Here is a 15,496-nt window from a genome sequence, read left to right as displayed (position 1 = left end):
AGTGTGACGCTCGATTCGGCAACGCGAACGGGATGTAACACGCACGTGCTGTCCAGGTTGTCACCCAAGTGGCAGTATCCCGAACACTCGACCAACTCAGTTACGAGGAGTGACCTCAGTGGCCCGTCGAACAAGCAACCAGGTGTTCGCCCTGCTTCCCGCACTGGGGCTCGCCGTCGTCGCGGCCGCGGGCTGTGCCACGAGCACGCAGACGACCGGCACCGCGGGCGACAGCGGCATCGCCGTCGTCGAGTCCGGCAAGCTCACGACCTGCACGCACCTGCCGTACGAGCCGTTCCAGTTCCGCGAGGGCGACAAGACGGTCGGTTTCGACGTCGACCTGGTCGACCTCGTCGCGAAGGACCTCGGCCTCACCCAGACGATCGTGGACACCCCGTTCGAGGGAATCCAGTCGGGCGAGGACCTGAACACGAACAAGTGCGACCTCGCGGCAGCGGGCATGACGATCACGGACGCGCGCAAGCAGAACTTCGACTTCTCCGACCCCTACTTCGACGCCGAGCAGGCCCTGCTGGTGAAGAAGGGCGCGGGCATCAAGTCGCTCGCCGACCTCAAGGGCAAGAAGGTCGGTGGCCAGGCGTCGACGACCGGCAAGGACTACCTGGACGCGAACGCGGCGGCCAACGGCTACACCGTCATCGAGTTCGAGGACCTCGCCCTCGAACTGACCGCCGTGCAGACCGGCCAGGTCGACGCCGCGATCAACGACAACGGCGTGCTGTACGACTACGCGAAGAAGAACGCGGACACCGAGGTCACCACCGAGTTCCCCACCGGTGAGAAGTACGGCATCGGCGTCAAGAAGGGCAGCCCGCTGGCCGCCAAGATCAACGAATCGCTGAAGAAGGCGAAGGACAGCGGCGAGTACGACAAGATCTACGAGAAGTGGTTCGGCAAGAAGCCGGCATCGAAGTAGCCGTCTGACGCGGGGCCGGTGCGCACGCACCGGCCCCGCCGTTTTGTCCCCGTCTCCACTCTCGCGAGGAACTCCCATGGCACTCTCCAAGCGGCAACGGGCGAAGGCCTTCCGCGGTGTCCAGTACGGCCTCCTGGTGATCGCGATCATCGTCATCGCACTCGTCGCCGACTGGGGCAAGGTCCAGCGGGCCTTCTTCGACCCCGAGGTCGCGGTCAAGCTCTTCCCCACCATCATCGTCGACTCGCTGCGCAACACGATCGTCTACTCGGCGCTCGGCTTCGTGTTCGGCCTCGCGCTCGGCCTGGTCCTGGCGCTGATGAAGCTGTCGTCGGTCGCGCCCTACCGGTGGATCGCCACCGTCTACATCGAGTTCTTCCGCGGGGTCCCCGCCCTGCTCGTGTTCATCGCGTTCGGCTACGGCGTGCCCATCGCGTTCCAGGTCCGGTTCGACAACCTGACGACGGTGATGCTCGCGCTGGGCATCGTCGCCGCCGCGTACATGGCCGAGACGATCCGCGCGGGCATCCAGGCCGTGCCGAAGGGCCAGATCGAGGCCGCCCGCTCGCTGGGCATGTCCTCCGCCCGCGCGATGATCACCGTGGTGATCCCGCAGGCGTTCCGCATCATCCTGCCGCCGCTGACCAACGAGCTGATCATGCTGACGAAGGACTCGTCGCTGATCTACGTGATCGGCCTCGCGATCGACGAGCGCGAGCTGACGCAGTTCGGCAGGCAGGCCATGAACGAGTACCGGGGCATGACCCCGATCATGATCGCCGGTCTCTGCTACCTGATCATCACGCTGCCGCTCGGCCACCTGTCCAGGAGGCTGGAGAAGCGCACCGGCGGCCGCAAGATCAGCAGTTCACCCGAGGCGAGTGGTGTGGGGGCGTCCGCATGACCGAGCTGGCAGTCGAGATCACCGGCCTGAAGAAGGCCTTCGGACCGCTGGAGGTGCTCAAGGGCATCGACGTGCGCGTCGACAGCGGTGAGGTCATCTGCATCATCGGCCCGTCCGGTTCCGGCAAGTCCACGCTGCTGCGCTGCGTGAACCTCCTGGAGGAGCCGACCGGCGGCAAGATCGTCGTGAACGGCGTCGAGCTGACGGACCCCGACGTCGACATCGACGCGGCCCGCACCAGGATCGGCATGGTCTTCCAGTCGTTCAACCTGTTCGCGCACCTCACCGTCCTGAACAACCTGACCGTGGCGCAGCGCAAGGTGCTCAAGCGCAGCCAGGCCGACGCGGAGGAGGTGGCGCTGCGCAACCTGGAGCGCGTCGGGCTGAGCGAGAAGGCGCACGCGATGCCCGCGCAGCTCTCCGGCGGCCAGCAGCAGCGCGTCGCCATCGCGCGGGCGCTGTCGATGGACCCCGAGGTGATGCTGTTCGACGAGCCGACCTCGGCGCTGGACCCGGAGCTGGTCGGCGACGTGCTGGGCGTCATGCGGCAGCTCGCCGAAGAGGGCATGACCATGCTCGTCGTGACGCACGAGATGCAGTTCGCCCGCGAGGTGGCGGACAAGGTGCTGTTCATGGACGGCGGGTACGTGGTCGAGGAGGGGCTGGCCGAGCAGGTCATCGGCGACCCCCAGCACGAGCGCACGAAGTCGTTCCTGGCCAGGGTGTTGAACCCGACGCACCAGGACAAAGCCGACTAGATGGCGGAAAGCGGCGCGCGCGGGCTGGACGTCTTCGACCCCAGCCCGGCGCGGTCCTTCCGGATGCCCGCGGCCGACGTCCTGCGCGGCGTCGGCGAGCCGGACGCGACGGGCAACTGGCGGTTGCCCCGGCGGAAGGCCAGCGCACCGCCGGTGATCCGGATCGTGGACCGCTTCCTCACCGGCGTGCTCGACCTGCGGGCGGTGGAGCTGAACTACCTGCTGGAGTTCGAGCGCTGCCGGTTCGAGCAGCCACCGGACCTGCGGCAGAGCAAGCTGGCGGGCATCGACTTCCGGCAGTGCTGGCTGCCCGGCCTCGCGGGCCGCAACCTGACCAGCGCCAACGACGTGGCGCTCGACGGCTGCACCGTGGTGGGCCCGGTCGACCTCACCGACTCCGACATCGCGGGATCGGTGCTGCTGCGCACCTGCACGTTGCGCGTGCCCGGTGAACTGGCGCTGCACGCGGACCGGATGAAGGTCGCGGGAGCGCTGCTGGCGTACGGGATCCGCACCGAGGGCGAGGTCAGGGTCGCGGGAGCGCAGGTCAGCGGCAACTGCAACTTCAGCGGCGCGGTGCTGCACAACCCGACCGGCTTCTCGTTGAACGGCAACGGGATGCAGGTCGGCGGCAACCTGCTGTGCGGGGTGTGGGCCGAGACCGACCAGCACTTCACCGCGCACGGCACCGTGATGCTGCCGAACGCGACGATCAGCTCGGCGTTCACCATGCGCCGCGCGGCCCTGCACGCGGGCGCCGACCGCACCGAGCCGGACCTGGTGGACCCGCACGCCGACCCGCACGCCTCGCTGGTGCTGGACCGGATCACCGTGAGCGGTGACGTGGAACTGGACCGCGGCTTCACCAGCGCTGGCACGCTGCGGATGCTGAACGCCACCGTCGGCGGCACGCTCTCGCTGTCCGGCGCGAAGCTGGACGCGGTCAGACCACCGGGCGGCAACACCGACCCCGTGGGCCGCGGCCGGGCCGTCCACCTCGACGGCGCGCAGATCGGCGGCGACGTCACCGCGCGCGAACTGACCATGAAGGGCCAGTTCCGCATGGTCGACGCGACCATCAGGGGCAGCCTCGTGCTGGACGCCTCGACGCTGGACAACCCGCGCGCCGACACCGTGCTCGCCAACCGCTGCCACGTCGGCAGCAACTTCAGCGCCCGCGAGGCCAACGTGGCAGGCGTGCTGGAACTGCGGGCGGTCCACATCGGGGCGAACCTGGACCTGCGCGGCAGCAGGCTCATCCAGCCGGGCAAGTACCGCCACCAGCCCGGTGAGAAGGCCTCGGTGGACATCGGCGGCGCCACCGTCGGCCGCGACCTCATCTGCGCCAAGGGGACCAAGGAGTTCGTCGCACACGGCGGCGTCCGCACCAGACGCGCCCAGATCGGCCGCACCGCGAACTTCGCGGGCGCCGTGCTGGGAGACAAGCTCGACAGCCACGCCCTCAACGCCCTGGGCATGCAGGCACCGGAACTCGTGCTGACGGTGGTGAGCCCACCCAAGGGCAAGGTCACCCTGCGCGGCGCGGGCTGCACCTCCTTGGAGGACAACGAAACCTTCTGGAGCGCCACGGGCCGCATAGACCTGGAGGGCTTCCGCTACGACTCGCTCCGCCACTCCATCGACCTGCGCGACGACGAGTCGGTGCTCAGGAGGCTCCGCTGGCTCCGCCAGGCAATGCGCCACCGCTACCGCCCAGGCCCCTACGACCAGCTGGCGGAACTGCTGCGCGCCAGCGGCAACGACGAACACGCGTCAACGGTCCTCATGGAAAAGCAGCGCCTGAGGTACAAGGCCGTGGCGGAGGGCACCAGGCTGGTCGGCCCACTGGTGCTGCTGTGGAGCTGGCTGCAACGCTGGATGGTCGGCTACGGCTACCGCCCTGGCCGCGCACTGGGTTGGCTGGTCGTCTCCTGGATCCTGGGCAGCGCCTACTTCGCCGTGGGCCCACCACTAACGGTCATCAACTCCGACGACACCCTCCAGTGGAACCCGTGGCTCTTCACCATCGACCTGGTGGTCCCCATCGTCGACTTCGGCAACAAGAACCGCTGGCAGACACCGGGCGCGGCCCAGTGGATAGCCTCAGCCCTGATAGTCAGCGGCTGGACCCTGGCAACAACAGTCGCGGCGGGCCTGACAAGAATGCTGAAGCGCTGACGGCACAACCACCAGACGGTGAGCCACTGCCTTCCCGACACCAAGGCCGATTTGCTCGGGGGATTCGCCGATCCCGAGGACCGGCAGCCAAACCGCACTACTGCGGAGAAGACGACCACCCCCACGGTGTACAAGACGGATCATGCCCGACCAGGAACCCGTACACCGCGCCCTGCTCTCCGTGGACGTGGAAGGCTCAGGCAGCCGCGACAGCACAGCCTCGGTCCTCTTCCGCGAAGCCCTCTTCACCGAACTGCGCAACGCCTTCGACACCAGCGGCATCCCCTGGAACGACTGCACCCGCCAGGACACCGGCGACGGCATGATCGTCGTAGCACCGGAGGGCTGCTCGAAGCGCCGCCTGGTCCACCCCCTCCTGCCCACCCTGGCGGCAGGCCTGGCCCACCACAACCGCTACGCGAGCCGGGCGACCCGACTCAGGGTCCGAGTGGCGATCCACGCGGGCGACCTCCGGGTGGACTCCCACGGCCTCACCGGCACACCCAAGGTCCTCCTGGCCCGCCTCCTCAACGCCGCACCGCTGCGCGAAGCCCTGGCCACCACCCCGGAAACCACCGTCGCCGTCCTGGTCTCCGACAGCTTCCACGACGACGTGATCACCGAGGGCCACCCCGGCATCGACCCGACCACCTACACCCAGGTCACCATCCGGGAGAAGGAAACCGAAGCCAGGGCCTGGCTGCACCTGGTGGGCCAACCACCCCGACCGACCACCCCGCACCCACCAGCCCGGGCCCCGGAACCCGCGGAAGCCCCGCCCGCCCCAGGCGGCGTGGTGATCACGGGCTCCTCCCAGGTCTCCGTGGCGGGCGACGTCTTCGGCGGCAACAAGTACACCCGCTGACCACGTCGGCACCGTTCCACATCGACGACAATCCGCAAAAATGCGTTGATCCACGTTCGCCCACCGGACGACCCTGTCGCCGTGACGTTCATGGCCGGGCAGTCCGGACCCAACACCGTGAGCCAGAACGAGACCTACCTGGGCAACCGCCTGCTCTTCCAGCGCTCGGGCGAGGTCGAGGTAGGGCTGACCGACGCCATCAGCGGTGACGAGGCGAAGCAGATCCTCAAGAGGGCCGCGCTCGGCGCCGTCCTGATCGGGTTCGCGTTCAGCGGTCTCGGCCTGATCGCGACGATCGGCACCGCCGCGGTCAGCCGCGGCCTCGACTCGTCCAGCGCGGTGGGCGGGTTCTTCGGCCTGATGGCGCTGCTGCTGCCGTGGATCTGGATCGCGCTGGTGCTGTTCCTGCCGACGACCGAGGTGCTCAGCGACTGGCACCTGCTGCTCGACGGCAAGGCGGAGATCGCGGACACCGCGTACGGCGTGGTGTTCCGCTCCCTCACCGTCGACCACCACATCCCGGCGACCGTGGCGCCGAAGCGGGTGCGGGTCGGGCCGCCGGTGCCGGGCGTCCGCAACCTGCTGCACATCGCGATCGGCAAGTACTTCTCGTACGTCTCGGTGTACGCGTTCGGCAAGGACCTCTACCTCGGCTGGACGCTGTGGCGCAGGCAGATCCCGATCCTCGTGGTGTTCCGCTGGCTCGGCTCGCTGTTCGGCGGCGACCCCGGCTACTCGGGCATGATCGAGATGGAGCCGATCAAGGCGATGCGCGAGACCGTGCACAACGCCCTGCGCAGTGCCATCGAGGCCGCGGTCATCGGCCGCTCGATCCCGCTCGTGGAGACGTTCGGCTACGACATCGAGATCGAACCCGAGGGTTCCCAGCCCCCGGTGCACACCGGACCGCAGCACACCGGACCGCAGCCCGTCGTGGCACCGCAGCAGCACACCGGACCGCAGCCCGTCCTCCAGCCGCCCGCCGTGACCGTGCTGCGCCGGGCCGAGGTGTACTCGGCCGAGGACCACCACCCGCTGGGCACCGTCGAGCCCGGCGCGACCTTCCAGGTCGTGCACGACAGCGCCGAGAACGGGATCACCGTGCGGGACGAGAACGGCGCCATCGCCCTGCTGAAGGACCGGTCCGCCGTCCAGTGGCTGTGATCCTCACCGAGACCGCGAGCGGCTGGACGGCGACCTTCGGCATCCGGATCACCGCGGCCGTCGACCTGTCCCTGCTGGTCGGGTACGCCGACCTCACGACCGCGGCCCGGTACGAGCGGGCGCGCGGCGAGGACGTCGGCTACCTCGGCAGGCTGTGCGCGGGTGATCCGAGCTGCGCGTTCGAAGCCCGGTGGGACGTCGGCCCCGACGGCCCGGTCGCGACCGTGATCGGCAGGCTGCGCAGGCCGGACCGCGCCGCGGCCGAGCAGGCCGCGGGTCACGCGCTGGCCAGGCTGGTCGAGGTGCCGGAGCACGTGCGGGCGGAACCCGTGGCCCCCGAACCGATCCCGTGCGCCCCGCCACCGGGCGGGGCCGCCGAGCTGCGGCGGCAGTGCTGGGTCGTCGATCCGAGCAGGCCGTACGCGGGCGTCCGCTTCTACCTCGCCGTGCCGCCGTTCCGGTCCGCGCCCGAGGCCTGGCCGAACCTGCTCGACCGGCTCCCCCCGCTGACCGTCTCCACGACGCTGCGGCCCACGTGGGTGCCGCCGGAGTTCTCGACCATGCTCGGCACGGTCGCCGCGCAGTACGACCGTCTCGCCAGGCCGACTGAGTTCCGCTCCGGTGGCCTCTACTCGGCTCCGGTCCACCTGGACGCCGACCCGTTCGCGGTGACGGCGGCGCCGCTGTTCCACGACGCGGCGGCCCGCTACCGGGGCTGGGTGTTCACGCTGCGCGTCACCGTCACCGCACCGACGTGGCTGGACGACTCGGTGCTCGGGTCGTTGGCGCACGCGCTCGGCGGTGTCTTCGAACGCCCCGCCGACCCCGAGGAGCACCGGCTGCTCGTGGACGGCCTCGGCTCGTTCGACCCGCCCCGCTGGGGTGGCCACCCGGTGTGGCGGAGCCAGGGGGTGCCCCGGTCGCTCCGGCTGCTGACGGAACTGGCCGACCCCTTCGAGGCGGCGCAGGCCGTCTGGCTGCCCGCCGCGGCCGGTGGCGCCCTCCGGGGCGTCCCCACCGTCGAGCCGGTCGCCGACCGCCGGGCCGGGAGCGGCGGCGTGCGGATCACCGGTTCCACGGTCACCGTCGAGGGCGACCTGTTCGGCGGGGACAAGCACGTCGGAGCTTAAGGTGGCCGCACACCCCGCCTTCGTGAGGAGTTCCGACCGTGACGGATGTCGTGCTGGCGCTGGACGTGGGCGGCACCAAGATCGCCGCCGGGCTCGTCGACCGCGACGGCGCGGTGCTGCGGTCCGCGCGCGTGCCGACGCCCGTGGACGACGCGGAAGCGACCTGGGCCGCCGTCGCGTCGGCCGTGGACCAGGTGCTCCGGGGTGACCTCGTGTCCGGCGTCGGCATCGCCTGCGCGGGCCCCGTCGACGCCGAGGCCGGCACCACGAGCCCGATCAACATCCCGCTGTGGCAGCGCTTCCCGCTGCGCGACCGGGTGGCCGACCTGCTGCCCGGCGTGCGGGTCGAACTGGCGGGCGACGGCGTGTGCATGGCGCTGGGCGAGCACTGGCGCGGCGCCGGGCAGGGCAGCCGGTTCATGGTCGGGCTGGTCGTGTCGACCGGGGTCGGCGGCGGGCTCGTGTTCGGCGGACGGCCCTTCGGCGGGCGGACCGGCAACGCGGGCCACATCGGGCACGTCGTGGTCGAGCCGAACGGCGTCGCCTGCACGTGCGGCGGGCGCGGCTGCGCGGAGGTCGTCGCGGGCGGACCGCACCTGGTGGCGTGGGCGCGGCGGCAGGGCTGGCAGGCGCCGAAGCACGCCGACGCCGCCCACCTCGCGGCGGCGGCGCAGCACGGCGAGGAGGTGCCGCTCGCGGCGTTCGACCGCGCCGGGTACGCCGTCGGGCTGGCCATCGCGGCGACCGCCGCCCTGTGCGACCTCGACCTGGCCGTGGTCGGCGGCGGGGTGGCGCAGGCCGGTGACCTGCTGTTCGACCCGATCCGCCGCGCGCTCCGCCAGCACGCGGGCCTGTCGTACCTCGACGGTCTGCGGGTCGAGCCCGCACGGCTCGGCGGCGAGGCGGGCCTCGTCGGGGCGGCGGCGCTGGTGGTCGACCGCTGAGGGTCGTCCGCGAGGCCCACCCCGGCGCTCATCGAAGCGGTGCGGGAACCGGCGTGGCCGGACGAGCCCGTCCCGCGCCCGCCGTGGACGCGGGAGGCCTGACGACGGTCGCGATCAGCACGCCCACGCCACCGAGCGCCAGCCCGACGAGGGCGACCGCGCTGAGGGTCTGGCCGAGCACGAGCCAGGCCAGCAGCGCGGTGACGGCGGGCGTGAGGAAGAACAGGGCTCCGACCCTGCCCGCGGTTTCGCGGCGCAGCATGAGGTTGAGCAGCAGGAACGTGCCGACGGAGTTGACCAGCACGATCCACGCGAGCACGCCGCCGAAGACGCCCCAGTCGGACACGTGCGGCGTCTCCAGGAGGAGCGTGGCCACGCCCATGAACGGGGTGGCGACCAGGAAGTGGACGGCCGTGCTGCTGCGCACGTCGACGTCGGGCGTGAAGGCCTTCTGGTAGACGGTGCCGAGGCTCAGGCCGAGCAGGCCGACGACGCACAGCAGGATCGCGCCGAGCGAGGAGTCGAGCCGGTCGGACACGGCGAGCAGCACGCCGCCACCGCCGACGGCGAAGCCGAGCCACTGGTAGCGGGTCATCCGCTCGTGCAGGACGCCCGCCGCGAGCAGGGCGATGACGACCGGGTTGAGGCCCTGCACCAGCGCCACGACACCGCCCGGCAGGCCGAGGCCGATGGCCGAGTAGAAGCCGCCGAACTGCACGCCCTGCATGAGCAGACCGACGACCACGACGTGCGCGAGCTGCCTGCCCCTCGGCCACCTCGACCCCGACACCCACGCGATCACGGCGAGGAGCACGCCCGCGAGGGCGAACCGGCTGAACGTCAGCAGCATGGGCGGGGCGACGTCGGTGCCGATCACCGCGGCGACGAACGCGCTGCTCCAGAGCACGACGAACACCGGTGGAGCTATCCGTCCCACGACGCCTCCCGAGTAACCAGTTAGAGCGGTTACTCATGACCGTAACCTATTGAACCGGTTATGCTCCACCCATGGACGTCACGTTCGTCAGCGGCAACCTCGCCCTCGACTTCGTCGGCACGGTCGGCTCCCGCCGCACCGAGCGGATCCAACTGCTCGCCGGACCGGCGGACCTGGCAGCGTGGACGACCGCGGCCGGACTGCTCGACGAAGCGCCCGCCGTGGACGACCGCGGGTTCGCCGAGGCGGTGGACCTGCGGGAGGAGCTGTACCGGCTGGCGTGCGCCGCCCGTGACGGCGAGGACTACGGGGACGTGGGACCGCTCAACGCGTGGGCCGCCCGGCCGCCGGTGACCGCGGCGCTCGACGCGGACGGCGGCGTGCGGCGGACCGGCGACCTGGACGCGGTGCTCGCGACGATCGCCAGGTCGGCCGTGGACCTGCTGGCCCGGCCGCTGGCCTCCGAGCTGCGGGAGTGCGGCGCCGAGACGTGCACGCGGCTGTACGTGGACAGCTCGCGGCGGGGCGCGCGGCGGTGGTGCGACATGAAGAGGTGCGGCAACCGGGTCAAGGCCGCGCAGTTCCGGGCCAGGCACGCGTGAGGGCCACCGGGGCGAACCCCGATGGCCCTCGACGCCGTGCGGCTAGTGCCCGGCGATGACCTTGACCCGCGGGCTGTCCTCGTCGACGTGGTAGTCGGCGGGGGTGGTCTGGTCGGTGCCGTTGAACACCCGCATCCTGCGGGCGATCAGCGTGACGACGACCGCGACCAGGATGTTCGCGACCAGGGAGACGAAGCCGACGTAGATCTGCACGGTCGACCCGCCGAAGGGGTGCCAGCCGAGCAGCGACAGCTTGTCCAGCGCCAGCGCGGAACCGCCGAAGTGGTTCTTGCCCGCCGCCGCGTTCGGGATCGTGTAGAGCAGGTACATGCCCCAGCCCATGCCGACGACCCAGCCCGCGATCATGCCCCACACGTGGAACCAGCGGGTGTAGAGCGCGATGGCGACGGCGGGCAGCGTCTGGAGGATCATGACGCCGCCGATGAGCTGGAGGTCGATGGAGAACTGCGGGTCGATGAACAGGATGAACGCGACCGCGCCGAACTTCACCACCAGCGAGGCCAGCTTGGCCTGCTTGGCCTCCTGCGCCGGGGTGGCGTCCTTCTTGACGTACTCCTTGTAGATGTTGCGGGTCCACAGGTTCGCCGCCGCGATCGACATGATCGCCGCCGGGACCAGCGCGCCGATGCCGATGGCGGCGAAGGCGATGCCCGCGAACCAGGACGGGAACTCCTGGCCGAACAGCACCGGCACGATGGTGTTCGTGTCCGGGCGGCCGGTGGCCTGGTTGGTGATCGGCTTGACGCCCGCGCTGATGGCGACGTAGCCGAGCAGCGCCAGCAGGCCCAGCAGCAGCGAGTACGCGGGCAGCGCCACCATGTTCCGCTTGATCACCTTGCGACCGCGCGACGCGAGGATGCCGGTGAGCGAGTGCGGGTACAGGAACAGCGCCAGGGCCGAGCCCAGGGCCAGGGTCGCGTACTGGAGCTGGTTGTTGGCGTTGAGCAGCGTGCCGTCGGCGGGCGTCGGGGTCGCGTCGAACTTCGCCTGCGCGTCGCCGAAGATCTCGCCCCAGCCGCCGAACTTGCTCGGCAGGTAGATCACCGCGACGATGATCACCAGGTAGATCAGCGTGTCCTTGACGAACGCGATCAGCGCGGGCGCGCGCAGGCCGGACTGGTAGGTGTAGAGCGCCAGCACGACGAACGCGACGAACAGCGGCAGGTGGCCGAGGATGCCGCTGCCGTTGAGGCCCATCGTGCGCAGCACGGCCTCCAGGCCGACGAGCTGGAGCGCGATGTACGGCATGGTCGCGACGATGCCGGTGACCGCGATGATCAGCGCCAGCCAGTGCGAGCCGTAGCGGCCTCGCACGAAGTCGGCGGGCGTGACGTACCCGTGCACCCGCGACACCGACCACATGCGGACCAGCGGCAGGAAGACGATCGGGTACAGGATGACCGTGTACGGCAGCGCGAAGAAGCCCATCGCGCCGGCGCCGAACATCAGCGCCGGGACCGCGACGAACGTGTACGCCGTGTAGAGGTCACCGCCCACCAGGAACCAGGTGATCCACGAGCCGAACTTGCGGCCGCCGAGCCCCCACTCGTCGAGGTGTTCGAGGGTGTCGCCCTGCTTCCACTTCGCCGCGAAGAACCCCAGCACGGTGACCAGCAGGAACAGGACCGTGAACACGATGAACTCGGTCCACTGCATCAGTGCTTCCCCTTCTTCGGGTCGCCGGCGTCGAGGTCGTCGACCGCGAGGTGGTCGGCTCCGTGCTCCACCGGCTCGTCCTTGGTCTTGACGAAGACCAGTCCCACGCACAAGACCCCTACCGGGACGAACGCGAACTGGTACCAGTAGAAGAACGGCAAGCCGAGCACCGCGGGTTTCGCGGTGTTGAAGAACGGCGTGATCAACATCAACAGCGGAACCAGCAGCAGCAGGTTCCAGTTGCTCCAGCGCAAACCGCTGGTCTGTGGAGCAGAAGGCATGTTGCCCCTCCGTACGGCCCTGGTTACTCAGGTGTTTCGAGATGTTAGGCCGGAGGGGTCTCGAGCGTCACCGTGTCGAGTGGACCGATCGCGGAGAGAGGGACCGAATCGTGACCAACTAGGGGCCGGACAGCCTGGTCACCAGGTGGGACTCGGCCGTGTCGAAGTACCGGAGCAGCTCCTGCTCGGCCTCGGCGACGGAGTCGGCGTCGAGCAGGGCCAGGATGGCCTGGTTCATCGGCAGGTAGTCCTGGTAGAACTCGCGCGGGTTGCCCATCACGTAGAACGCCAGCCGCAGCTCGGCGAGCAGCCGCTGGACCTCCTCGTCCAGCCGCAGGCTGCCCGCGAGGGCCGTGATCGCCCGGTGGAAGCGGATGTTCGCCGTGCCGACGTCGAGCCAGTTGTCCGTCTCCGCGCCGCGCACGCCGAACGCCACGGCGTCGCGCACGCCCTGGCGGGCCTCCTCGGTCGCGTCGGCCCAGCGGCGGATCGCGCCGCACTCGATCACCCGGCGGGCGGCGTAGATGTCGGCGACCTCCTCGACGCCCGGTTCGCACACGAAGACGCCCCGGCTGTGCTCGTGGACGAGCAGGCGTTCGTGGGTGAGCAGGCGGAACGCCTCGCGTAGCGTGTTGCGGGAGATGCCGAGCGCCTCGGAGATGGCCTTCTCGTTGAGCTGGAGCCCTGGGGTCAGCTCGCCGTCGAGCATCCGGTCGCGGAGCTTGTCCGCGACGCGCTCGGCGCGGGCCCGGTCCTGGCTGAGGCGGTCGTCTGCGAGGGTGCCCAGCCAGTCGTGGGACGGCGCCGTGGTCATCCGCCCATCTTACCCGGTTTGGAGTATTGAAGGATTGTTGAACAATCCTTACCTTGGTATCCAGGGAGGACAACACCATGGACCTCAACGCGGACCTCGGGGAGGGCTTCGGCCACTGGCGACTCGGCGACGACGAAGCCCTCCTCACCATCGTCACCAGCGCCACCGTGGCGTGCGGCTTCCACGCGGGCGACCCGGACACCATGCTGCGCACGTGCAGGCTGGCCGCCGAGCGCGGGGTCACCGTCGGCGCCCACGTCGGCTACCGCGACCTCGCGGGGTTCGGCCGCCGGTTCGTCGACGTCGCCCCGGCCACGCTCACGGCCGAGGTGCTCTACCAGCTCGGCGGGCTCGACGCGTGCGCGAAGGCGGCGGGCACGCGGATCGGGTACGTGAAGCCCCACGGCGCGCTGTACAACACGCTGGTCAGGCACGAGGCGCAGGCCGACGCCGTGGTCGACGCGGTGCGCGCCTACGACCCGGCGCTGACCGTGCTCGGCCTGCCGGGCGCCGTGTGGCTCAAGCGCGCCGAGGTCGCGGGTCTGCGGGTGCGGTTCGAGGCGTTCGCCGACCGGGCGTACACGGCCGCGGGCGCGCTCGTGCCGCGCGAACGGCCCGGCGCGGTCCTGCACGACCCGGCGGAGATCGCCCGGCGCGGCGTCCAGCTCGCCACCGAGGGCACCGTGACCACGATCGACGGGCGGCGGATCCGGGCCAGGGTCGACTCGATCCGCGTGCACGGCGACAACCAGGACGCCGTCGCCACCGCGGTCTCCCTGCGCGACGCCCTCGCGGCGGCAGGTGTGAAGTTAAAAGCTTTCAGCCTGGAAAACCGCAGGTTGACGGCCTGAGCCCGGAACACGGGGTTCCGGCACCCTCGGTGATCGGAAACGATCGCAGCGTGACCCGTGAAAGCACCCACCGACTGCGCGCGCTCCTGCCCGCCGCCGTCGCCCTGTCCCTGCTCATGGCTCCTGGTGTCGCGTCCGCGCAGCAGGACACCACCGCCCGCGCGTGCTTCGACCCCGCCGCCCCGCTGACCGTCGAGGAGCAGCGGCTCGACGACGTCCTCGTCGCGGGCGGCCCCGCCGTCGGCCCCGAACTGGTCCGGCTCGCGGGCTTCACCGAGACCGTCGAGCGGTTCACCGACAAGCTGTGCGCCGCACCGTCGGCGCGCGCCGCCCGGCAGCTCGTCAGCTCGACCGGCACCGCCCTGTGGCAGGCCGCGGTGCAGCGGGCCCAGAGCACCCAGACCACCTGGGACGCCTACGACGACCGCCCCCTGTACTGGGCGCGGCTCCACCTGACCAGGGCTCTGCGGCAGTGGACGCCCAGGCTCGGGGTCAGCGCGGCCGACCGCGCCGCGCTGGTCGACTCGGTCGACCGCACCTCCCGCGGCGTGTCCGACGTGCGGTTCCCGGTGCAGGCGGACGTCCGCCGGATCGTCGTGACCGGCTTCGACCCGTTCCAGCTCCAGGGCACGTCCGTGCGGCGCGGCAACCCCGCGGGCGCGGCGGCGCTGCAACTGGACGGCAAGGTGTTCGACACCCCGCAGGGCAAGGTCGTCGTGCAGGCCGCCGTGCTGCCGGTGCTGTGGGGCGCGTTCGACGAGGGCGTCGTGGAAGCCGTCTACGGCACGGCGCTGGAGGCGCAGGTCAAGCCGGACGCGTTCGTGACGATCAGCCAGGGCAGGCCCGGCCGGTTCGACGTCGAGCGCTGGGCGTCGCGGTGGCGCGGCGGGTTCCCGGACAACAACGACGCCTCGTCGCGCGGCCCCGTGCCGGACGCGGCGGGCTGGCCGCAGCCGTCGACCGAGTTCATCGAGACCACGCTGCCGTTCCAGAAGATGATCGACGCGGGCACCGGTCCGTTCACCGTGCAGCTCAACCGGTCCTTCTGCGAGTGGCCGGTCGGCAGCGTCCCCGGCACCGGCCCGATGTCGTGCCGCAGCGACGAGCCCACGCCCGGTGCGGCGGCGGCGTCCGGCGGCGGCGGGGACTACCTGTCCAACGAGAGCATGTACCGCGCCAACCGCGTGCGGACCGGCCTCGGCGCGACGACCGTGCTCGGCGGCCACCTGCACACGCCCGTGCTCACGCAGCCGGTCGACCCGGCGGCGCTGACCGACGCCGCGTTCGAGGCGCAGCGGCGGGACATCGCCAACCAGGCCGTGGCGCTGGTCGGCGTCGTCTGACCTTCTCCACACCCTGTGCACAGTGTGTTCCACAGGCTGTGGACAACTGTGCGTCCGCGCAGTTCACGGCATGTGGATAGTTGTGCACAACGACGGAAGACCCGGTGGACG

The 15,496-nt window shown here is 70.7% G+C and carries 15 protein-coding genes; 11 read left to right on the top strand and 4 right to left on the bottom strand.

Annotated elements, in window-relative coordinates:
• Positions 1-118 precede the first annotated feature (118 nt).
• From AC156L_RS34390 to AC156L_RS34355, 8 genes are all read left to right on the top strand, one after another.
• Positions 119-937 carry a transporter substrate-binding domain-containing protein gene (locus tag AC156L_RS34390; RefSeq protein ID WP_330882072.1) on the top strand — a complete coding sequence of 273 codons (819 nt, stop codon included), beginning with the start codon at positions 119-121 and terminating at the stop codon, positions 935-937.
• A gap of 76 nt (positions 938-1,013) precedes the next feature.
• Positions 1,014-1,841: an amino acid ABC transporter permease gene (locus tag AC156L_RS34385; RefSeq protein ID WP_330882074.1), complete on the top strand. Its 828-nt coding sequence runs from the start codon at positions 1,014-1,016 to the stop codon at positions 1,839-1,841.
• Positions 1,838-2,599 carry an amino acid ABC transporter ATP-binding protein gene (locus tag AC156L_RS34380; protein WP_330882076.1) on the top strand — a complete coding sequence of 254 codons (762 nt, stop codon included), beginning with the start codon at positions 1,838-1,840 and terminating at the stop codon, positions 2,597-2,599. Before AC156L_RS34385 ends, AC156L_RS34380 begins: the two co-directional genes overlap by 4 nt.
• Entirely contained in the window at positions 2,600-4,777 is a 2,178-nt protein-coding gene (locus tag AC156L_RS34375) for a hypothetical protein (RefSeq protein WP_330882078.1), read from the top strand. It begins immediately after the preceding gene.
• Positions 4,778-4,919: 142 nt separating this feature from the next.
• Positions 4,920-5,642, top strand: a complete 723-nt coding sequence (locus AC156L_RS34370; protein ID WP_330882080.1) for a hypothetical protein — start codon at positions 4,920-4,922, stop codon at positions 5,640-5,642.
• A gap of 90 nt (positions 5,643-5,732) precedes the next feature.
• Complete coding sequence (locus tag AC156L_RS34365) at positions 5,733-6,806, top strand: hypothetical protein (RefSeq protein ID WP_330882132.1); 1,074 nt, start codon at positions 5,733-5,735, stop codon at positions 6,804-6,806.
• Positions 6,797-7,936 (top strand): hypothetical protein, encoded by a 1,140-nt coding sequence (locus AC156L_RS34360; RefSeq protein WP_330882081.1) that lies wholly within the window; start codon positions 6,797-6,799, stop codon positions 7,934-7,936. Before AC156L_RS34365 ends, AC156L_RS34360 begins: the two co-directional genes overlap by 10 nt.
• A gap of 38 nt (positions 7,937-7,974) precedes the next feature.
• A complete protein-coding gene (locus AC156L_RS34355) occupies positions 7,975-8,880 on the top strand; it encodes an ROK family protein (protein ID WP_330882082.1) in 906 nt (301 codons plus the stop codon).
• Positions 8,881-8,908: 28 nt separating this feature from the next.
• Here the strand turns inward: AC156L_RS34355 and AC156L_RS34350 are convergent, their stop codons facing one another.
• A complete protein-coding gene (locus tag AC156L_RS34350; protein WP_330882083.1) occupies positions 8,909-9,817 on the bottom strand; it encodes a DMT family transporter in 909 nt (302 codons plus the stop codon).
• 71 nt (positions 9,818-9,888) lie between these two features.
• On the opposite strand from AC156L_RS34350, the gene AC156L_RS34345 reads away from it, so the two are divergent.
• Positions 9,889-10,419 carry a CGNR zinc finger domain-containing protein gene (locus tag AC156L_RS34345; protein WP_330882084.1) on the top strand — a complete coding sequence of 177 codons (531 nt, stop codon included), beginning with the start codon at positions 9,889-9,891 and terminating at the stop codon, positions 10,417-10,419.
• Between the two features lie 42 nt (positions 10,420-10,461).
• Here AC156L_RS34345 and mctP read toward each other — a convergent pair whose 3' ends face one another.
• The 3 genes from mctP to AC156L_RS34330 all read right to left on the bottom strand — a co-directional run bounded on the left by mctP (position 10,462) and on the right by AC156L_RS34330 (position 13,191).
• On the bottom strand, positions 10,462-12,096 hold the full coding sequence (gene mctP, locus AC156L_RS34340) for a monocarboxylate uptake permease MctP (protein WP_330882085.1): 1,635 nt from the start codon (positions 12,094-12,096) through the stop codon (positions 10,462-10,464).
• Complete coding sequence (locus AC156L_RS34335) at positions 12,096-12,377, bottom strand: DUF3311 domain-containing protein (protein ID WP_330882086.1); 282 nt, start codon at positions 12,375-12,377, stop codon at positions 12,096-12,098. Before AC156L_RS34335 ends, mctP begins: the two co-directional genes overlap by 1 nt.
• Positions 12,378-12,495: 118 nt before the next feature.
• Positions 12,496-13,191, bottom strand: coding sequence for a GntR family transcriptional regulator (locus AC156L_RS34330; protein WP_330882087.1), 696 nt, complete (start codon positions 13,189-13,191; stop codon positions 12,496-12,498).
• 77 nt (positions 13,192-13,268) lie between these two features.
• On the opposite strand from AC156L_RS34330, the gene AC156L_RS34325 reads away from it, so the two are divergent.
• Both AC156L_RS34325 and AC156L_RS34320 read left to right on the top strand, forming a co-directional pair.
• Positions 13,269-14,042: a LamB/YcsF family protein gene (locus tag AC156L_RS34325; RefSeq protein WP_330882088.1), complete on the top strand. Its 774-nt coding sequence runs from the start codon at positions 13,269-13,271 to the stop codon at positions 14,040-14,042.
• A 50-nt stretch (positions 14,043-14,092) separates the two neighbouring features.
• Positions 14,093-15,385 carry a hypothetical protein gene (locus AC156L_RS34320; protein ID WP_330882089.1) on the top strand — a complete coding sequence of 431 codons (1,293 nt, stop codon included), beginning with the start codon at positions 14,093-14,095 and terminating at the stop codon, positions 15,383-15,385.
• Positions 15,386-15,496: the final 111 nt, after the last annotated feature.

The organism is Umezawaea sp. (genome assembly GCF_057122925.1).
The sequence above is the reverse complement of the archived record's forward strand: the minus strand, read 5'-3'. Positions and strand labels throughout refer to the sequence as shown.